Raw genomic sequence first — 19,600 nt, 5'->3', positions numbered from 1 at the left:
TATCTTTGAAATTATCTGTGGCTTTCAGGTCGCAATCCCCTTTTAACCGATCATGCATCAGTATCACGTTGCGGCAATATGCCAAAGGCGTCTCTGACTGCAAATATCGCCTTACCCGTGACAAAAAACCGGTAGCGAAGATCGTGTTGACCACCCAGTGGAATCTGGTCAGACCAACCCGCTACCCCTAGTGCTCTGAGCTCGTGCTCAAAGGCCACGGCGTTGGCTTTGGATTTGAAAAAGCCAACACAGTGGTCATGACGCATCGCCATGATGTGATGAAAGAAGAACTCGCAAGCGTGCGACTCGCTGCTTGAAACATAGATTGGCTGTGAATCCTCACCTCGCTCCGTGTAACAGACTTGCCACTGCGTGCCCTTGCAGCTCAGACAAAAGACGTCGGAAGCGGCGCCACGAGAGCCGATGGAATAATTGAACGGGTTGCATCCTTCTTCTAACAAGCGTTCTGCAAGCTCGCGTGAATTCATTACATTCAAGAAATTGCCCTCGCCTTCACAAATACCAGCGATATTCTCGCGCAGTGATTTCCTGCATAAACGCCAAATGATCCTGGCGCTTGTTCTCGCAATACACATCGACAAACTCCGCACCCAGCCCCTCGCGCAACTGCGGCTGATGCTGCATCGCGCGTACGGCTTCGAACATCTCCTTGGGGAAATCAATTCCGCTGCTGCGGTCTTCGTTCAGCGGTGCGATCGGCTCTTTGGCCGATTCCAGTCCATATTCCAGCCCCACCAGAATCGCCGCCAACACCAGATACGGGTTGGCATCCGCGCCCGCCAAGCGATATTCAACCCGCAGGTTCTTCACGTCCGACTCGGGAATCCGCAAGCATGCATCGCGGTCTTCAAAACCCCAACTGGCCTTGGTCGCGGTGTTCACCGTACCGCCCAAACGGCGCATCGAGTTCTGGTTCGGCGCGAAGATCGGCATGCTGTGCGGTAGCAGTTCCAGGCACCCGGCGACTGCATTGCGCAACGACTGCTGCTGATTCACCGCCAACAGGTTATTGCCATCAGCATCGTAGAGGCTGACATGCACATGCATGCCGCTGCCCGGATGCTGCAAGTAAGGCTTGGCCATGAAACTGGCGCGGTAGCCGTGCTTGAGCGCCACCCCGCGCGTGCTGCGGCAGAACAACGCGGCCCAATCCGCCGCGCGCAAACCGTCGTCGAGATGGCCGAAGTTGATTTCAAACTGACCGGGGCCGAGTTCTGCGGTGATCACCGTGGCGTCGATACCTTGCGCCCGCGTGGCTTCGACCATTTCATCCAGCACCGGAGCGAAGCGTGAAAGACGTTCGATGTGCAGATTCGGTTGATCATCGGCATCGTCAGTCAGGTCGTCGCGGGGGAACTGCGGCAGACCGTCGCGCAGTTTTTTATCGAACAGGTAGAACTCCAGCTCAAAGGCCACCACCGGATGAATGCCTTTGCGTGCCAGACGATCAAGCACCTGCGCGAGGACTTCACGGGGTTCGAATTCGATCGGTTTTTCGGTGCCGTCGGAAGTGATCAGCATCTGCCCCAGCGGCTGCGCTTCCCATGTCACCGGTTTCAGTGTGCCCGGCACCAGACGGCGCACGGCGTCCGGGTCGCCGTCATTGAAGCAGTAATCGCCGATCGGAAACAAACCACCCTGCACGCCCAGCAGTACGCAGTTCTGCGGCAACTTCAGGACGCTGCCTGCGGCGACTTTTTCGAGCATGTCGACCGGATAACGTTTGCCGTAAAAGTGCCCGGGAATGTCCAGGCAAATCAGGTCGACATAACGCACCTCGGGGTAGCGTTGGCGAAAGGCGCGCACTTCGGCGAGCAGGTCAGCGCAGACAGCGTCCATTGTATTTATCCTTGTTGTAATCAGGTGTAGACCCAGAGCACGCGAGTCAGCTGCTCGGTGAGGTTGCCGTAGCGGCAGCGGGTATGACTGTCGAATTGAAAGCTGTCGCCGGCTTTCAAAGTGGTCGGTTCTTCGTCGTCGCCCAGCCATAAGGTCAGCTCGCCTTCGAGGACATAACCGCCCTGCTCCGAGCTGTCGGTCAGATGGCGATCACCGCTGCTAGCACCGGCTTCGAGATGACTTTCGAGCATCGAGAACGAGGCGCGGATCTGCGGCGACACCAGAATGTCGGTGATGCCATTGGCGTAATACAGCGTGCGGCGCTCGTCCGGGCGCGTCACCCACGGCAGCTCCTTGGGCTTGGGCAGGCTGTAGAAATAGGTGGTTGGTACGCCGAAGGTTTCGCTGATTGCGGTCAGGTCCGCCACGGTGGGCCGCGACAGTCCGCGCTCGACCTGCGAGAGAAAACCCACCGAGCGGCCGATCTTGTCGGCCAGTTCCTTCAGGGTCCACTTCTTGTGCTTGCGCAGGTCGTGGATAAGGATCGCCAGTGCGGCGATTTCTTCTTGCTTATTCATGTTCGCTGATTCCGAAAAAGTCTCATCAAATGCTGTCGCGCAGTCGATACCAGGCCTTCCCAATGGCCTCTAACGGTGCAGCGAAATGTTTGCCGCCGGGGAAACTGCCGTTGCTCAAGTCCTGATACAACGCCAGTTCATCCCCGTCGCCAAGAATCGCATCGGACACCGCACGCGCGGCGGCCAATGTCGGCAGAACGCCGTGGCCCGAGTAGCCTTGCAGCCAATAACGGTTGCCCTCGCCGCCAACGTCCGGCGTGCGCTTGATCGTCAGATCGATGTGCCCGCCCCAGGCGAAATCGATGCCGACGCCCTTGAGCTGCGGGAACACCCGCTCGAGAAACGGCCGGGTCGCTGCCGCAATGTCTTTGGGCATGCCGCCCAGATAGGTACAGCCACCACCGAACAACAAACGGTTGTCCGGCGTGCGTCTGAAGTAATCGAGGACGAACTGGTTGTCGGTCACGCACACGTTGCGCGGCAACAGCGCCGTGACCTGCTCGGACGCCAGCGGTGCGGTGGCGACCTGGTAAGTGCCCACCGGCAGAATGCAGCTGGACAGGTGCGGGTCGAGTTCATCGAGATAGGCGTTGCACGCCAGCACCAGCACGTCAGCGCGAACCGCACCGCGCTCGGTGTTGACCCGAAAACCAACGCCCTGCTCCTGATAACTCAACGCTTTGCTTTGCTCATGGATACGCCCGCCGGCCCGCTCGATGGCGGCCGCCAGGCCCAAGGCCAGTTTCAGAGGATTGAGGTGCGCGCCCTCAGGGTCGTAAAGCCCGGCCTGATAGCGGTCGGTGGCCACCCATTCCGGCAGTTGTTCTCGAGGGATGAACTGCAACACATCGTGGCCCCACTTGTGGCTGGCGTCGTGTTGCCATTCGCGGAGCAGACTGACCCGCCGTGGCATCACCGAGGTCCACAGGTGCCCGGGGCGATAGTCGATGTCGAAGCCGTGACGACCCGGCAATTCACGCAATTCCCCAGCGGCCCACCGCATACCGTCCCACAAGCGTTTCGCCCGCTCCTGACCCAGCGCAGCTTCCAGCGGCGGCATATCGCACGACCAGCCGAGAATGGCTTGCCCGCCGTTGCGGCCCGACGCGGCCCACGCCACGCGACTGGCCTCCAGCACGATCACGCGTTTACCCGCCAAGGCCAGACGCAGCGCCGTGTGCAGGCCACTGAAACCGGCGCCGATGATCACCACGTCGACGTCATGTTCACCTTCCAGAACAGCGCGATGGCGCAGAATATCGGCGCAACTGCGGGCGTAATAGCTGTCGACGTGCTGGCTGGATTGCAGGAACATTCGCGGCCTCATGAAATTATCTTTCTATAATTTCATGAAAATCTACAGAATAAATTTCACGCCAGCAACTATCCGTTACGCGGCAATTCGACCCGCGCCAGCAATCCTTGGCCACTACGGTTGCTCAACGTCAGTTCTCCGCCCTGCTCTCGCACAATCGCCCGCGCCGCTGAAAGCCCCAGACCAACGCCCCCGGTATCGCGATTGCGCGAAGCCTCCAGACGAAAGAACGGATCGAACACCTGCTCCAGCGCCGCCTCGGGAATACCGGGGCCTTCGTCGCTGACCTCGATGCAGATCGAATACTCATCACACTTCAATGCAATGACCGGGCGCTGCGCATACTTCAGCGCATTTTCCAGCAGATTGACGATCACCCGCTTGATTCCCAGCGGTCGCCCCTCGTACACCAGATGCGCCGGGCCATCGAAATCAACGTGCAGGTGTTGGTCGCGGTAGTCATCGACGATGGTCTGCAGCAGCTCCGACAGATCAAATGCTGTGGTTTGCTCACGGTGGGTGTCTTCGCGGAAGAACGCCAACGCAGCGTTGATCATCGACTGCATCTCTTCAACGTCGCGAATCAATTTGCCCTGATGATCGAGGTCTTCCATGAACTCGCTGCGCAAGCGCATGCGTGTCAGCGGTGCACGCAGGTCGTGGGAAATTGACGCGAGCATGTGCGTGCGCTCGGCGATGAAATGCTGAATCTGCGCCTGCATGGTGTTGAAGGCGATGATCGCCTGGCGAATTTCGTCAGGGCCTTCGAGCTTGATCGGCGGTGCGCGCAGGTCGGTGCCGAAACGTCTGGCGGCCCGCGTGAAACGCTGCAACGGATTGGCCAGTTGCCGGGTGGCGACCCAGGCGACGAGCAATGTGGCAATCAGTCCCAAGGCGATGACGATCGCAATACGCACGCCAAATTCCAGACCCCAACTGCGCTCCGGCGGGATAAATGACAACCAGCTGCCATCGACCAATTGCACGACGGCGGCGTAATGCGCCTGGGGACTGCCGTTCGGCCAGTCGCCTGGGCTGAACACCTCGATTTTTCGATCTTTGCCCAACAGTTGCTGCAGCACCGGCACCCTGCTCGCTGGCAGGCGAAGGCCGTCGCTGGGCAGATCGAAATCCGCGCGCTGCGCTTGCCACGACACTTGCAGCATGGCGCTGCTCGCCGCCGCGGCCAGTTGCGGGCGCAGGTTGGCCGGGGCCGCTTCGATCACCCGCGAGGTCGCGGCAATCTGCTCCAACAGGCCGGTGCGCTCAATCGGTGGTCGCGCCCAGATGCCGGCGACTTGTACGAACAGTGCATTCAACGCCAGCGACGCGACCATCGCTGCCACGATGGTCAGGGCGATGTGCCGACGCAGCGTGTCGCCACGCCACAGTCGACGGATCATGAGCGTGTGACCTTGGCGGTGAACAGATAGCCGCCGTTGCGCACCGTACGAATCAGGTCCGGGCGCTTGCTGTCGGGCTCGATCTTGCGGCGCAGGCGACTGACTTGCACATCGATGCTGCGATCGAAGGCGTCATGCCCGTGGCCGTGGGTCAGGTCGATCAATTGCTCGCGAGTGAGGATGCGCTGCGGATTATCGAGGAACACCACCAGCAAATCGAACTCGCCGCCGGACAGCGGAATCATCACGTTTTCCGGTGAGCGCAATTCGCGGCAGGTGATGTCCAGATGCCAACCGGCGAAGCCAATCACCGGGCGTGAAGGCTCAACTGCTTGACGCTGTTCGCCGGCGCGACGCTGCAAGGCGCGCACCCGGGCGAGCAATTCCTGCGGGGCGAACGGTTTGGTCAGGTAATCGTCGGCACCCAGTTCCAGACCGACAATGCGATCACTCAACTCGGCCATGGCCGTGAGCATGATGATCGGAATGCCCAACTGCGCACGCACCTTCTGGCACAGGCTCAGGCCGCTTTCGCCGGGCATCATCAGATCAAGAATGATCGTGTCCGGACGGTTCAGTGCGATTGCCGCCCACATGGCTTCGCCGTGGGGCGCCACGTCGACTTCATAGGCGTGCTGCACGAAGAACTTCTTCAGCAGCGCGAGGATTTCCACGTCGTCGTCGACGAACAGCAGTCTGCTCACGGTCACAGGATCCATGCACCAAAAAAAGCCAATCTAAAGCCATTTTGCCGCCCGGGTCATTTATTTCAATCGAGCAACATTTCTACGTGCCAGACATCAAGCGGACATTCTCTGGCAAAACCGCGCGGGCACTCTGCAGCTATTTCCAACGGGGGGATTGGCATGAAGGTATTGAACAGCAAACCGGGCATCACGCAGCACAACGGTAATCGGCCGTTGATTCTAAGCCAGCGCACCGCAGCGCTCGGCCCGGACACACCGGTGGTGTTTCAGGAATCGTGCATGGGGGTTTCCCCTGATCAAAGCACAGTAGTGCTGCGCCGTTACTTCGAGCATTTCAGCCCGACCAACGCGCACTGGGTGGAATACGTGCACAGCGTCAACACCGCTGACCTCATGAACTGGATCATGGCCCATGGTCGATTGCACATCGAATGCTCGGACAACCTGGCGCAAAACAAGGAAGCCGTTTGATGTCGCGTATTCGTTCACTGTCGCTGTCAATTGTCACCACGCTGAGCCTGGCGGCGTGCAGCAACAAAACGCCGGAACATAGCGGTTTTCTGCATGACTACAGTGTGTTGAGCGAGCGCCGGTCGCCGTCCGGTCAGTCCGTGTTGGCGTGGGTCAGCCCGGCCCTCGCCCGGGGTCGATACACGCAGGTTTATCTGGCGCCAAGTCAGTTCTACCCAAGTGCCGAGCCAACACAACGGATTCCGCTGAGCACCCTTTCCGGCGTGACTGACTACTACGACGCGGCGCTGCGGCTGGAATTGAGCAAAGTGATGCATCTGGTCAATCAACCCGGGCCGAACACCCTGATAGTGCGCCCCGCTATCACTCAAGTGACCACCAGCACTCAGGGTTTGCGCTTTTACGAGTGGCTGCCGGTCACCCTCGTCGCTGCCGGTGTCAGTACGGCGACCGGCATCCGTGATCAGGACAGTGAAGTCGCCACCGAGGTGTCGTTCGAGGACGGTTCGACCGGCGAAGTGATTGCCGAAGTGGTGCGCAAAGGCACCGGGGTGCCGCTGGAGAACGACAGGCAAGTGCTGACCGCCGATGACGTCAAAGTCGTGCTGGATGGCTGGGCTAGCGACCTGCGGCAATCGTATACGGCCATCCGCCGGTAAACACATATTCCTGTAGGAGCTGCCGAAGGCTGCGATCTTTTGATCTTGGGACGCGGAGCGTCCCCGGCTGCATTCCCACGCAGAGCGTGGGAACGATCAGCGTGGGAACCAACAAGATCGCAGCCTTCGGCAGCTCCTACACCGGGGCGACAGGAAAAAAAGCGCCGGGCAGTGAATTATTTCGTGTCCTCATGTATCTGAGCCAAAGAGTACGCGCCATCAAAAAGATGGCATCTACGCGGTACGATGGATCAGCACAGAGAAGACCCGGATGAAATCACGCAAGAAAACCGTCAAGCCGATCGGCCTGAACGACATCACCATTGTCGACGACGCCAAGATGCGCAAGGCGATCACCGCCGCCGCACTGGGCAATGCCATGGAATGGTTCGACTTTGGTGTGTACGGCTTCGTCGCCTATGTACTCGGCAAAGTGTTCTTCCCCGGCGCCGACCCGGGCACGCAGATGATCGCCGCGCTGGCGACGTTCTCGGTGCCCTTCCTGATCCGGCCGTTGGGCGGCTTGTTCTTTGGCGCTCTGGGCGACAAGTACGGACGACAGAAAGTCCTCGCCGCGACCATCGTGATCATGTCGCTCAGCACCTTTGCCATCGGCCTGATCCCGTCCTATGCCTCCATCGGCATCTGGGCGCCGATCCTGCTGTTGCTGGCAAAAATGGCTCAAGGCTTCTCGGTGGGTGGTGAATACACCGGCGCGTCGATCTTCGTTGCCGAATACGCGCCGGACCGCAAGCGCGGCTTCCTCGGCAGTTGGCTGGACTTCGGCTCGATTGCCGGTTTTGTCCTGGGTGCCGGTGTGGTGGTGTTGATCTCGACAACGCTCGGCGAAGCCAAGTTCGAAGAATGGGGCTGGCGCCTGCCGTTCTTCCTCGCCTTGCCATTGGGCATGATCGGTCTCTACTTGCGTCACGCCCTGGAAGAAACCCCGGCGTTCCAGCAGCACGTTGAAAAGCTTGAGCAAGGCGATCGCGAAGGCCTCGCCGGTGGCCCGAAAGTCTCGTTCAAGGAGGTCGCGACCAAACACTGGCGCAGCCTGATGACCTGCATCGGCGTGGTGGCGGTGACCAACGTCACCTACTACATGCTGCTCACCTACATGCCAAGCTACCTGTCGCACAACCTGCACTACAGCGAAAACCGTGGCGTGCTGATCATCATCGCGATCATGGTCGGCATGTTGTTCGTGCAGCCACTGATCGGCTTTGTCAGCGACAAGATTGGCCGCAAGCCTTTCATTGTCGTGGGCAGCATCGGTTTGTTCATTCTGGCGATTCCGGCGTTCATGCTGATCAACAGCGGCAAGATCGGTTTGATCTTCGCCGGCCTGCTGATGCTGGCCGTGCTGCTGAACTTCTTTATCGGCGTCATGGCCTCCACCCTGCCGGCGATGTTCCCCACGCACATTCGCTACAGCGCGTTGGCGGCGGCTTTCAACGTTTCGGTATTGATTGCCGGCCTGACCCCGACCGTGGTCGCCTGGCTGGTCGAGAGCACCAACAATCTGTACATGCCGGCGTATTACCTGATGGTGATTGCCGTGGTCGGTCTGGTCACCGGTGTGACCATGAAGGAAACCGCCAACAAGCCATTGCGTGGCGCAGCCCCGGCGGCATCTGACCTGGAAGAGGCGAAGGAATTGCTGCAAGAGCATCACGACAATATCGAGCAGAAGATCGAAGACATTGATGCTGAAATTGCCGCGCTGGAAGCCAAGCGCAAGGAACTGGTACAGCAGCATCCGCGAATCAACTGAAGCCTGAAGTCCGTGAACCCAAACAAAAAAAGCACCTCAGGTGCTTTTTTTTGCAGGCGCTATTGCAATCACTCTGGGTCAGCCGTTGATCTCTCGCTGATTATGCAATCCAGTCTTCCAGTTCTTCATGTTCGTAGACATACGACTCGTTTAGGCGGTCGAGTAATACCTTCCGATGTTCTTCGACAACAAAGAGTTCGCTTTCAACACACCCGATGTCTTTGAAGCGTTCCGTAATCGCGTCGCACGTCGCGTAATGCTTTGGAAGATTGTTTTCGAAATTTTCGAGAAATTGCCTTAATGCCTCACTGGCAAACTGGCGTCGAATCTCTTGGTGCTCTGGCGCCTGGAAGTCCTTGAACCCTTCAGTAATCATCTTCCTCAAATCGTACGAGACTTCGAGCAAAGAGATATCGGCGGGAAATAACCTTATCAACCGGAAGGCATGGTCATTCCCCACCCAACTGCCCGCCTCTCCCAGATCGTTAAGCACTCTTGGCACATGAGGCACCATGGCGGCGAACCAATCGTCCAGCAAATGCCCCGGCGCTTGATCCAGCAAGAGACTCCAGGCATCAGGCATGAACCCGCCATTATTCTGGATTTTATGCTCGAGAAGCCGCTCAAAAACCTCTTGAGGAAAGTGTCCGACCAGCTTGCTCACAAAACCGGAAACCTTCGAATCATCCGCGCCAGATGTAATATGCGACCAGGCTTTTTTGAATAGTTTATGCGTCGGGTCCAAAGCGATGGTTTCGATGATCGATTCCCAGCGATTATCCGCGCGACGATGCGCGGCCACCTGATACAAAATCCCGGGACTGCCCATATAGATCATCAATGAGCGCTCAATGATTTCGGTCTCAAAACTCTGAAAATTTCCCATCGTCGGTAGATTTCCTAACGGAAACACCAGATCCCAGACGTCTTGTGGAACAGCGGACCGTGTCACTGCCGCCGCCTTCAGCCAGGTCTGATCGTCGCGATCTTCGCGCAGGTGACGAAGAAACTGATCCCGGTCATCGGTGGACAGCTGGTCCCAGCTGTCTACCATTTCCACGACAAGTCTCAATTGCGCACCTGTACCCTTCAAGTTGAACAGACGTTGCAACCGCGCAGGCCGTAAACCGACTGATGTGGTGGTACCTCTGATCAACAGATCCGTGACCGCCATGGCATAGTCGCTGGGCATCGTCCTCGATGCCACGCGCTCCACCAATCCGATCCAACTGTCGATAATCCGTATGAAGTCAGACTGTGGCAGTTGTGTCATTCCTTTCTTGACAGCGCCATACAATCGGGGATCGTTCATGTTGACGCCTTCAGGGAAAGCGTCCAGAAGATTCGGCAACAAGCTGGCCAACAAATCCCGAGGCACGGGATCGTCGTACCCACCATCGGTGTTCTTCAGCAGTACCTTTATCATTGTCGAGGCCGAAGCAGGGAGCATCGAAAACCGCTGCAAACCGGCAATCAACACGGATCTTCTCGCCACTGTGCAGTCCGGCCAGACCTGTATTGCCCCTTCCAGTGCCGCTTGCGCCACAGCAGGATGCTGATCAGCGAAAATCTTCTGCAAAAGATCCTCATCGCCGACATGAACACTGCTGATCCATAACTTCGCGGCTTTTGCCCTGAGCAACCCCAGGTCATAGCTAAGCAAGCGCAGCAATACTGGCGCCGACAGCTTTTGCCGATCACCTTCCAGATAACACATTGTTTTCCAGGCATGTTCGGCGCTGACGTCCGCTGCATTTTCACTGCTGAAAGCAGCTACATAGGCAGCAACTTCATGCCACTCGTAGGAATCGTAAAACCGTCCTTCAATGACATTGTTGTCTCCTGGCGGCAGCGCCGCCTCGCCTCTTTCCCACAGCACATGCGACAGGTTGAGAAAAGAAACCGCACTGACCCAGCTTGCAAAACCTGATTTCTGGCCTTCGGGAATATCGTCCAGCGAATGAAGAAGAAAATAGAAGCAGGCATCTTTGGTCGCCAGGTACCTGGACCCAAGCCCCGCGATCGCCAAGTCAATGATGTTTTGTCCGCGCTTGGACAACTTCAAGATCAGATAAACCCAGCGCATTGCGATTGCTGCTGATTTTGAGGTTTCGGATGACAACGAAAATAACGCTCTGCTGTTGTAATCCATCAGCCTTTTGGCCATTGATGAAATAGGCGCCTCGGCTGAGCACTCAGCCGCTGATCGGTAAAACGGGTGAGAAAAATTGAAGCGCTCTACACCCGTTTCAACGATGATCCGCCGCTGTTCGAGTCTATCCAGCAAAGTCTGGTTTTCCGTAGAAAACGTTAAGGACTGGTACTGCTCGACTTCCGGCTCAGGTTGATTGTGCACCGCACCAATAGTGTAGGAGACCCCGAAATAACTGGCAGCGCCATATTGTTTGTCCGTCCCGTCACCGTGCAATACGTACTTCAGATCCTGTAATGAGCACCCGTCATCCTGGGACGTAGCGACAGCCAAGGCCTGCAGTAACGGCGCAAATCCTTCGTCTGTCAGCGCCAATGCCAAAGACTTCGAATCTTCGCGGGCCAGACGAATGGCCTGCTGTAGATCAGCGACATCGCTTAACCTGTAATGCGACGCCGCCAAGTGCATCAGACAACCAGGTTCTATATCCAGTTCTCCATTGTCCAACGCCTTCAGGACATTGTTGAACAGACTGTCCGGCATGGAAAACTGGTTGTGCAGATCCCGCCAGAGTTCAACCAGGAATGTTTTGTCGAGTTTGCCCAGGTCATGCCATTTGAATCGGCCCAGGCTCGAGTCTGAAAGGCCCGTCTTATGTGAAAACTGCAACAGCCGGTCTTGCACTTGAGAGACGATCAGTTTTCGCGATGGCGATAGTTTCGCTGATAGCTCCGTGAGTTTGGCCAGTGCTCGGCCTGGATCGGCAGCCACATAAGAACCGCCCAATGGATCGTCCACGACTGCCAGTCGCTCACCGGGGGCTGTGTCCAGCAGGAAGCGTTCGACCTCTTCAAGATTGCTACTGAGTTTTAATTGATAGCCGTTTCCTTCGAACTCTGCTGCCACCCAACGCCCGGCATTGGTTTTACCGACGCGCGGTGCGCCTGACAGCAGCAAAATGTTGTTCCTGGACAGCTCTTGCACCCACGCATCTTCACAACCACGGCGTACATAGGCCCTGGGTCTGACTTGTTCGGGAAGGTGCGTATTGAGCTCTTGCAACAAGTCGGGGAAAACATCAGTTTTGCTTTCTTTGGCCTTTTTGATCAGCGCAATAAGCCTGGCAGTGAGTAGTTCGCATCGATCAAGCGGCACCCGCAGTTGCCGCATCCTGCTTTCGCAAGATTGCCGCACCTCGTCGTCCAGGGTTTTCTCCAGAACAATGACTCGCGTCAGATTCTCCCGGAGCCGCGTGACTTTGGCTTGACTCAAAAAAGCCTCGAGATGCTTCGCTCGTTGAACATCCAGATCCGAACCTGCGGCTTTCAGTTTTGCGGCGCACAGCCCCAATTCGCGCAAAAGTTCGCGGCCGATTTCAATGGAAAGCTTTTTGTCATGCGCTTGCCATGCAGCGCCTGCGCCCTTGTAGAGCAATGAGACCTGATCGCTGCAACGCCCAGTGGCGACGAAGACCACGGTTGTTTCAGGGGTGTCCCACAGCCGCTCAAGCAAGGTGTTGTCAGCCTTCTTTTCTTCAAAATGCACCAACCAGTCAGCGAGTACCGACAGCGTTACATCCTCTTTACCCCCCTTGACCTGGATTTCTATTGTTTCCGCGCCGGTGCCAGACGGAATTCGCAGCTTTGCATCTTCCCCGGCCTTGGGCTCAATCAACAACTCGACGCCCGCGGTTTTTATATGGCGCAGGAAAATCTCAACACACACCATGTCTTGAAAGTCGTACTTCTTGGGCCCTACGGTCGCAATCGACATAGTTCGTCCTGAAAATCGAAAGGTAATAATGGCTGGCAATCTGGTGGTGCTGGATGACGGAACATCGTAGTTCCGTCAGAGACCTCTTGAGGTTCGCTTCCCATCAAAGGGCTGGAGGTTGCTGCTCATGCACTAACATCCCATGACACAACAAACCCAACACGCTGCGCATATGCCGGGCATGCGCTGGCCTGTCCGGCGTAACTTCAGTCGCCAGACGAATGAATGCCATGTTCGCGTATTGGTTGAACAGCGTCGCCACGATGTCGATATCGACGGATTCGCGCACGTTGCCCAGCCCCTGAAAATGCGTGAGCAACGCTTTGGTTTCTTCGATCACCGCCGCATTCCATGGACTTAACGCCTGCGCCAGTTCCCCGGTGAGCAGAAACGGCGCCAACTCGCGCCACAGTGAGGCCGGCATCGCTTGCAGTTGGTAGTCGGTCATCAAGCGTTCGAATTCGCACAACGCCTCAAGCGGATCGCTCTGGACATCGAAGTTTGCCCGAGCGTCACGCATCGCCTGCTCGTCCGGCTGTTTCAGCAGTGCCAGCAAAATCTCCTGTTTACCGCCGAAGTAGTTGACTACGGTCGGCGCTGAAACGGCGGCGGCGTTGGCGATCTGTTCAAGCGTGGTCGCGCCGAAACCGTGTTGGATAAACAGCTTCAGCGCCGCTTGGGCGATGACTTCCCTGCGCTGTTCCTTTTGCCGCTCTCTGAGCCCGCTCATGCCGTATCTGCCAGACGATTGCTGATAGCCCGCAGACTACGGACATCCTTTTTCACCGACAAATATTTTCTTTACAAAAATATTTTATGGTGACAAATATTGTCCGTGCACTGCTGGAATGAAATGCACTCACTTGCCTCAGTCTTTGGAGATCCGCCATGTCCGCCGAATTCGATTCGACCCGCACTACCTGCGATTACCAAGCCTCTGACGCCGCTCACCACATCCATGCGTTCGTCGATCAGAAGGCCCTCAACGAGGAAGGCCCGCGGGTGATGGTCAGCGGTGATCGGCTGGCCTTGTGGGACAACGACGGCAAGCGTTATCTGGACGGCATGTCCGGCCTGTGGTGCACCAACCTTGGTTACGGGCGCAAGGATCTCGCCGCTGCCGCGACCGCGCAGCTGGAACAACTGCCCTACTACAACATGTTCTTCCACACCACTCACCCGGCGGTGATCGAGCTGTCCGAATTGCTCTTCAGCCTGCTGCCCAAGCACTACAGCCACGCGATCTACACCAACTCCGGCTCCGAAGCCAACGAAGTGCTGATCCGCACCGTGCGCAAGTTCTGGCAGGTGATGGACAAGCCCGAGAAGAAAATCATGATCGGCCGCTGGAACGGCTACCACGGCTCGACCCTCGCCGCGACAGCATTGGGCGGGATGAAATTCATGCACGAAATGGGCGGCACCATTCCTGATGTCGCGCACATCGATGAGCCGTACTGGTTCGCCCACGAAGGTAATCTCAGCCCGGAAGAATTTGGCCTGCAAGCCGCGCGGCAACTGGAAGAGAAGATTCTCGAACTGGGCGCCGACAAGGTTGCCGCGTTCGTCGCCGAACCGTTCCAGGGCGCGGGTGGGATGATCATTCCGCCGGCGACTTACTGGCTGGAAATCCAGCGCATCTGTCGTAAATACGATGTGCTGCTGTGTGCTGACGAAGTGATTGGCGGTTTCGGCCGCACGGGTGAGTGGTTCGCCCATCAGGCATTCGGTTTTGAACCGGACACGCTGTCGATCGCCAAGGGCCTGACCTCGGGTTACATCCCCATGGGCGGTTTGATTCTGTCGCGGCGCATGGCCGAGGCGTTGGTAGAAAAAGGCGGCGTGTTTGCCCATGGCCTGACCTATTCCGGGCACCCGGTGGCGGCCGCTGTGGCGATTGCCAACCTCAAGGCCTTGCGCGATGAAGGCGTGGTCACTCAGGTGAAAACCGACACCGGCCCGTATCTGCAGAATTGCTTGCGCGAAGTGTTCGGCAATCACCCGTTGGTGGGTGAGATTCAGGGCGTGGGTTTGCTGGCTGCGTTGCAGTTTGCTGAAGACAAGGCCAGCCGCAAGCGCTTTGCCAATGAAAACGACATTGCCTGGCGTTGCCGCACGATCGGTTTTGAGGAAGGGCTGATCATTCGTTCGACATTGGGGCGGATGATCATGGCGCCGGCGTTGATTGCCACGCGTACGGAGCTGGATGAGTTGATCGACAAAACGCGGATTGCGGTGGATCGTACGGCGCGGGAGTACGGCGTGTTGTGATCGGCTGAAGGAATATGGCGGCCGTACTACCGCTATCGCGAGCAGGCTCACTCCTACATTTGGAATGCATTCCCCTGTAGGAGTGAGCCTGCTCGCGATGGGGCCTGTAGGGTAGAAAATCGGTTGGAGATCAATCCCGCCGATTACTCCATGCGCCGCTTGATGTTAAATAGGCGCCAGTCTTAACCTTGTCGCTTATAGCTGTGCAACGAGAACCGATATGAACACCCATTCCAAGAAAAGCACCCGAATTCAAACAGCGGTGAGCGCATGATCGAAGTCACCGAAGTTTCCATTGCCCAACTGCGTGCCGCGCTCGAGTCCGGCCAGACCACCGCAGTCGAACTGGTGCAAGCTTATCTGGCGCGTGTCGACGCCTACGACGGCGCTGACACCCCCACCGCGCTGAATGCCGTGGTCGTGCGTAACCCTGAAGCATTGAACGAAGCTCGGGCGTCCGATGCCCGTCGTGCCGAAGGCAAAGCCCTCGGCCCGCTCGACGGCATTCCTTACACCGCCAAGGACAGCTATCTGGTCAAAGGCCTGACCGCAGCATCCGGCAGCCCGGCCTTCGCCGATCTGGTCGCCTATCGCGATGCCTTCACCATCGAGCGCCTGCGCGCGGCCGGGGCGATTTGCCTGGGCAAGACCAACATGCCGCCGATGGCCAATGGCGGTATGCAACGTGGCGTCTACGGTCGCGCCGAAAGCCCTTACAACGCCGATTACCTCACTGCGCCGTTTGCCTCCGGCTCGTCGAACGGTGCCGGCACCGCCACTGCCGCGAGTTTCGCCGCGTTCGGTCTGGCAGAAGAAACCTGGTCAAGCGGGCGTGGCCCGGCGTCGAACAATGGTTTGTGCGCCTACACGCCGTCGCGCGGCGTGATTTCGGTACGTGGCAACTGGCCGTTGACGCCGACCATGGACGTCGTCGTGCCTTACGCACGCACCATGGCCGACCTGCTCGAAGTCCTCGACATCGTCGTTGCCGAAGACCCGGACACCCGTGGCGACCTCTGGCGCCTGCAACCGTGGGTGCCGATCCCGAGCGTCAACGAGGTGCGCCCTGCCGCTTACGCTGATCTGGCCGCTGACGCCAAAGCGCTGGCCGGCAAGCGTTTCGCCGTCCCGCGCATGTTCATCAATGCCGACCCTGAAGCCGGCACCAGCGAAGCCCCGGGCATCGGTGGCCCGACCGGCCAGCGCATCAACACCCGCGCCTCCGTGATCGACTTGTGGAAGCAGGCGCGTCAGGCCCTCGAAGCCGCCGGTGCCGAAGTCATCGAAACCGACTTCCCGCTGGTCTCCAACTGCGAAGGTGATCGCCCCGGCGCGCCGACCGTGTTCACCCGGGGCCTGGTCTCCAAAGAGTTCCTTCACCATGAGCTGTGGGACCTGACCGCATGGGCGTTCGACGATTTCCTGCAAGCCAACGGCGACCCGAAACTCAATCGTTTGATCGACGTCGACGGGCCGAAAATCTTCCCCCACGAACCGGGTACGCTGCCTAACCGTGAGGGTGATCTGGTGGCGGGCATGGATGAATACGTGCGCATGGCCGAGCGCGGCATCACGCCGTGGAATGAAATCAGCACTGTACCCGACGGCTTGCGTGGTCTGGAGCAGACCCGGCGCATCGACCTCGAAGACTGGATGGACAAACTGGGCCTCGACGCCGTGCTGTTCCCGACGGTCGCTGACGTCGGCCCGGCGGACGCGGACGTCAACCCGGAGTCGGCCGACATCGCCTGGAGCAACGGCATCTGGGTGGCCAACGGCAACCTCGCGATCCGTCACCTCGGCGTGCCGACCGTCACCGTGCCGATGGGCGTGATGGCCGACATCGGCATGCCGGTCGGCCTGACCTTCGCCGGCCGCGCCTACGACGACTCGAACCTGCTGCGTTTCGCCGCTGCGTTTGAATCGACCGGCAGCAAACGCCAGATCCCGCCGCGCACGCCGCCGCTGGCGTAACGCTTTTAAAACTGTAGGAGCGAGCCTGCTCGCGATGGCGGTGTGTCAGCCTGAATAAACTTGACTGACACGCCGCCATCGCTGGCAAGCCAGCTCCCACAGGTTTCAGTTTCAGTCACAAAATCTACAATCAACCCAAATCCCCTGTGGGAGCGAGCCTGCTCGCGAAAGCGGTGTGTCTGCCGACAGAAATATCGCCTGATGCACCTCCTTCGCGAGCAGGCTCGCTCCCACAGGTTTTGTGTAACCCCGTAAATTCAGCACATCCACTCAATCCCCTGCCCTGCATTCCCGCGATCATCCCAGCCATCTTAATTGCCGCTGGCCACTGACCATGATCGACCGCGCTCCCTTGCGCTTCACCCTGCTCGCGCTGCTCTGCGGTCTGACCACCACCGCCCACGCCAGCGGTTTTTTCGACGACGCCAAAAGCGAAATCCTCAGCCGCAACTTCTACCTGAGCAACGACTATCGCTCGCCCTCAGCGTCCGGCAAAAACTACAAACAGGAATGGGCTCAAGGCTTTATCGGCACCTTCTCATCCGGTTTCACCCCCGGCACAGTCGGTTTCGGCATTGATGCCCACGCCTTTGCCGGACTGAAACTGGACGGCGGCAAGGGGCATTCCGGGACGGGGCTGCTGCCGGTCGACAGCGATGGCCGCAGTGAAAACGACTACTCCAGCGCCGGCGGTGCGCTCAAGTTGAAGACCTCGCGCACCACCCTCGCCTTCGGTGAAATGACCGTGGAAACCCCGGTGTTCGACACCTCCGACAAACGCCTGCAACCGGAGTACGCCACAGGTTTTCTGCTCAACAGCGCCGAGTTTGACCATATCAATCTGGTAGCCGGGCATTTCACCGCGTTCAAGAACCAGGACAGCTCCTCCGGCAAAGGCAACTTCTACGGCTACGGCGCCAATACCGAGGTCGGCGGGATCAGTTTTCTCGGCGCCGATCTGTTCACCGATAGCCCCGTTGGCGGCGCGCTGTATGCCTCAGACCTCAGCGACACCTGGCACCAGTACTACGGCAACCTGCACTTCAAACAGTCCGGCGTGCTGCTCGACGCCAACCTTTATCACACTCGCGATACCGGCCGAGCGCTGGCCGGCGCCATCGACAACACCGCGTTCAGCCTCTCAGGCAAATACGCCTTCGGCCCCCATGCGGTGATGCTCGGCTGGCAACGAATCAATGGCGACACGCCGTTCGATTTCGTCGGTGGCGACTCGATCTACCTCGCCAACTCGATCAAATACGCCGACTTCAATGGCGCCAACGAACGCTCATGGCAGGCGCGCTACGACCTCGACCTCGGCGCCTTGGGCATCCCCGGCCTGAGCTTCATGACCCGTTACGTCAGCGGCAGCCACATCGACGGCACCCACGCGCCCAAGGGCGGTGCCTACAATCCGTTCGACGCGCAAAGCGACAGTTACCAGCCGCAGCAAGGTGACGGCGGCAAGCACTGGGAGCGCGATATCGATTTGAAATACGTCGTGCAATCGGGCGCGGCCAAGGATCTGTCGGTGCAGGTCTCACATGTATCTCACCGGGCCAATGAAGCGCAGGCCGGCGATGACATTGACCGGATTTACGTGGTCATCCAGTACCCACTTGGTTTCTAACCCACCGCCCATCCCGATTTGAAACGCTATCCCGTGTAGGAGTGAGCCAGCTCGCGAGCAGGCTCACTCCACAGGGGATGAGGAAAATTCGCTAATCAAGCAATTTAAAAACGCATACTCTTCACTAGCTTCGAGCCTTCTTTCACAAGATCGAAATCGACCTCCCCGCCCGGTTTTATACTCATCTGACGCCTTTGCTCTTCAGGAACAATGAGGTAGTAATTTTCATCCGTAGCCGCTTCGGAATAGCCGTACAGATTTTCTGTGACGCCCTGAAGGACTTCACCGTTCGTGAGGTCGTTGATGCTGGTAGCTGAATTCAATTTTTCAGCCTTGATAGTCACCTCGCCCGAGCTTTCGTCATAACTTACGAATCTGCCTTTCATTTCTCTTTCTCCCTTGCCATCGTAGAACTGCGCGCACCAAACGTGATGCGCCGCCATCAATCAAATCGCAAATGCACCTGTTCCACACCTGTAAAACCTGACAGGTAAGAGCGGCTTTCAGATGAAAGGTAAAGTTGGGAAATCGCACCGAAAATCTGGCCGACTCTACAAATCGCAAGGATCTTTCAGGGGCAGACCACGTTTTCACCCAGACAGGCACCCAGTCTTTGACTTTTAAACTCCAGTGTTTAAAGGACACCTCTAGATACGCCTACAAGGCTACACATCCTTGCGCCTTTGCCCACAGCTACGCCAGAATCCGCCGGCTTGTGCGCCTTGGGCCGGGTCTCTATCGTGGATCGGTCGCTGACAAATCAGCGATCGGGTCTCGCAGCCCGTCGATCTCTGGACGCACAACACCCGCTTGTTTATGGCGGCTGTACGTGGGAGACCTTCGGGTCTGCCGGTTCTAGAGTCCCGGTCTGCGACCCGCGTATAGCTGCCACCTCCTTTTCGTTGGGAGTTTCACCATGATCAAACCAACGCCAAACCCACCCGAAACTCATACCCGCGTCGCAGCGCAGGACACTGCTGGGGATCGCGCAATTGATCATGCTCGGCGAACTGGCGGTGAATCGGGTGATGGA

General features: G+C 58.1%; 15 protein-coding genes and 1 pseudogene. 7 read left to right on the top strand and 9 right to left on the bottom strand.

Features of this window, described 5'->3' with window-relative positions:
• Positions 1-50: 50 nt before the first annotated feature.
• The 6 genes from ACW9IR_RS00080 to ACW9IR_RS00055 form a co-directional block, all read right to left on the bottom strand.
• Entirely contained in the window at positions 51-497 is a 447-nt protein-coding gene (locus ACW9IR_RS00080; RefSeq protein WP_457460986.1) for an SPOR domain-containing protein, read from the bottom strand.
• Positions 498-513: 16 nt separating this feature from the next.
• Positions 514-1,860 carry a glutamine synthetase family protein gene (locus tag ACW9IR_RS00075; protein WP_457460984.1) on the bottom strand — a complete coding sequence of 449 codons (1,347 nt, stop codon included), beginning with the start codon at positions 1,858-1,860 and terminating at the stop codon, positions 514-516.
• Positions 1,861-1,880: 20 nt separating this feature from the next.
• Entirely contained in the window at positions 1,881-2,438 is a 558-nt protein-coding gene (locus ACW9IR_RS00070; RefSeq protein WP_007913292.1) for a helix-turn-helix domain-containing protein, read from the bottom strand.
• 25 nt (positions 2,439-2,463) lie between these two features.
• Entirely contained in the window at positions 2,464-3,753 is a 1,290-nt protein-coding gene (locus tag ACW9IR_RS00065) for an NAD(P)/FAD-dependent oxidoreductase (RefSeq protein WP_457460981.1), read from the bottom strand.
• Between the two features lie 68 nt (positions 3,754-3,821).
• The gene (locus ACW9IR_RS00060; protein WP_457460979.1) at positions 3,822-5,156 is read right to left on the bottom strand and encodes an ATP-binding protein; all 1,335 of its coding nucleotides are present in this window, start codon (positions 5,154-5,156) and stop codon (positions 3,822-3,824) included.
• A complete protein-coding gene (locus ACW9IR_RS00055) occupies positions 5,153-5,875 on the bottom strand; it encodes a response regulator (protein ID WP_457460977.1) in 723 nt (240 codons plus the stop codon). The genes ACW9IR_RS00060 and ACW9IR_RS00055 overlap by 4 nt, the downstream gene beginning before the upstream one ends.
• Positions 5,876-6,022: 147 nt before the next feature.
• Here ACW9IR_RS00055 and ACW9IR_RS00050 point away from each other — a divergent pair, with 147 nt between their 5' ends.
• From ACW9IR_RS00050 to proP, 3 genes are all read left to right on the top strand, one after another.
• Entirely contained in the window at positions 6,023-6,334 is a 312-nt protein-coding gene (locus ACW9IR_RS00050) for a hypothetical protein (protein WP_095118992.1), read from the top strand.
• Positions 6,334-6,993, top strand: a complete 660-nt coding sequence (locus ACW9IR_RS00045; RefSeq protein ID WP_102899695.1) for a DUF3313 domain-containing protein — start codon at positions 6,334-6,336, stop codon at positions 6,991-6,993. The genes ACW9IR_RS00050 and ACW9IR_RS00045 overlap by 1 nt, the downstream gene beginning before the upstream one ends.
• A 271-nt stretch (positions 6,994-7,264) precedes the next feature.
• Positions 7,265-8,767, top strand: coding sequence for a glycine betaine/L-proline transporter ProP (proP, locus tag ACW9IR_RS00040; RefSeq protein WP_457460974.1), 1,503 nt, complete (start codon positions 7,265-7,267; stop codon positions 8,765-8,767).
• Positions 8,768-8,867: 100 nt separating this feature from the next.
• Here the strand turns inward: proP and ACW9IR_RS00035 are convergent, their stop codons facing one another.
• On the bottom strand, positions 8,868-12,692 hold the full coding sequence (locus tag ACW9IR_RS00035; protein ID WP_457460972.1) for an nSTAND3 domain-containing NTPase: 3,825 nt from the start codon (positions 12,690-12,692) through the stop codon (positions 8,868-8,870).
• Positions 12,693-12,795: 103 nt separating this feature from the next.
• A complete protein-coding gene (locus ACW9IR_RS00030; protein WP_457460970.1) occupies positions 12,796-13,422 on the bottom strand; it encodes a TetR/AcrR family transcriptional regulator in 627 nt (208 codons plus the stop codon).
• A gap of 158 nt (positions 13,423-13,580) precedes the next feature.
• Here ACW9IR_RS00030 and ACW9IR_RS00025 point away from each other — a divergent pair, with 158 nt between their 5' ends.
• The 3 genes from ACW9IR_RS00025 (at position 13,581) to ACW9IR_RS00015 (ending at position 18,567) form a co-directional block, all read left to right on the top strand.
• Complete coding sequence (locus tag ACW9IR_RS00025; protein ID WP_457460968.1) at positions 13,581-14,963, top strand: aspartate aminotransferase family protein; 1,383 nt, start codon at positions 13,581-13,583, stop codon at positions 14,961-14,963.
• A 270-nt stretch (positions 14,964-15,233) separates the two neighbouring features.
• Complete coding sequence (locus ACW9IR_RS00020) at positions 15,234-16,937, top strand: amidase (RefSeq protein ID WP_457460966.1); 1,704 nt, start codon at positions 15,234-15,236, stop codon at positions 16,935-16,937.
• A 334-nt stretch (positions 16,938-17,271) separates the two neighbouring features.
• Positions 17,272-18,567 carry an OprD family porin gene (locus ACW9IR_RS00015; RefSeq protein WP_457460964.1) on the top strand — a complete coding sequence of 432 codons (1,296 nt, stop codon included), beginning with the start codon at positions 17,272-17,274 and terminating at the stop codon, positions 18,565-18,567.
• Positions 18,568-18,671: 104 nt separating this feature from the next.
• On the opposite strand, the gene ACW9IR_RS00010 is transcribed toward ACW9IR_RS00015, so the two are convergent.
• Positions 18,672-18,953, bottom strand: coding sequence for an AbrB/MazE/SpoVT family DNA-binding domain-containing protein (locus ACW9IR_RS00010; RefSeq protein ID WP_150729265.1), 282 nt, complete (start codon positions 18,951-18,953; stop codon positions 18,672-18,674).
• Between the two features lie 561 nt (positions 18,954-19,514).
• Here ACW9IR_RS00010 and ACW9IR_RS00005 point away from each other — a divergent pair.
• Positions 19,515-19,600 (top strand): annotated as a pseudogene (locus ACW9IR_RS00005) (DUF6124 family protein); the annotation flags it as partial.

The organism is Pseudomonas sp. SDT291_1_S447, assembly GCF_054070155.1.
Note: the sequence above shows the minus strand (reverse complement) of the source record. Positions and strands in the feature narration are given on the sequence as shown.

Excerpts from the sequence above, each read along its gene's own strand:
- ACW9IR_RS00010 (WP_150729265.1), bottom strand. The coding sequence starts at position 18,953 with ATGAAAGGCAGATTCGTAAGTTATGACGAAAGCTCGGGCGAGGTGACT.
- ACW9IR_RS00060 (WP_457460979.1), bottom strand. The coding sequence starts at position 5,156 with ATGATCCGTCGACTGTGGCGTGGCGACACGCTGCGTCGGCACATCGCC.
- proP (WP_457460974.1), top strand. The coding sequence starts at position 7,265 with ATGAAATCACGCAAGAAAACCGTCAAGCCGATCGGCCTGAACGACATC.
- ACW9IR_RS00050 (WP_095118992.1), top strand. The coding sequence starts at position 6,023 with ATGAAGGTATTGAACAGCAAACCGGGCATCACGCAGCACAACGGTAAT.
- ACW9IR_RS00055 (WP_457460977.1), bottom strand. The coding sequence starts at position 5,875 with ATGGATCCTGTGACCGTGAGCAGACTGCTGTTCGTCGACGACGACGTG.
- ACW9IR_RS00035 (WP_457460972.1), bottom strand. The coding sequence starts at position 12,692 with ATGTCGATTGCGACCGTAGGGCCCAAGAAGTACGACTTTCAAGACATG.
- ACW9IR_RS00015 (WP_457460964.1), top strand. The coding sequence starts at position 17,272 with ATGATCGACCGCGCTCCCTTGCGCTTCACCCTGCTCGCGCTGCTCTGC.
- ACW9IR_RS00030 (WP_457460970.1), bottom strand. The coding sequence starts at position 13,422 with ATGAGCGGGCTCAGAGAGCGGCAAAAGGAACAGCGCAGGGAAGTCATC.
- ACW9IR_RS00065 (WP_457460981.1), bottom strand. The coding sequence starts at position 3,753 with ATGTTCCTGCAATCCAGCCAGCACGTCGACAGCTATTACGCCCGCAGT.
- ACW9IR_RS00045 (WP_102899695.1), top strand. The coding sequence starts at position 6,334 with ATGTCGCGTATTCGTTCACTGTCGCTGTCAATTGTCACCACGCTGAGC.
- ACW9IR_RS00025 (WP_457460968.1), top strand. The coding sequence starts at position 13,581 with ATGTCCGCCGAATTCGATTCGACCCGCACTACCTGCGATTACCAAGCC.
- ACW9IR_RS00020 (WP_457460966.1), top strand. The coding sequence starts at position 15,234 with ATGATCGAAGTCACCGAAGTTTCCATTGCCCAACTGCGTGCCGCGCTC.
- ACW9IR_RS00070 (WP_007913292.1), bottom strand. The coding sequence starts at position 2,438 with ATGAATAAGCAAGAAGAAATCGCCGCACTGGCGATCCTTATCCACGAC.
- ACW9IR_RS00075 (WP_457460984.1), bottom strand. The coding sequence starts at position 1,860 with ATGGACGCTGTCTGCGCTGACCTGCTCGCCGAAGTGCGCGCCTTTCGC.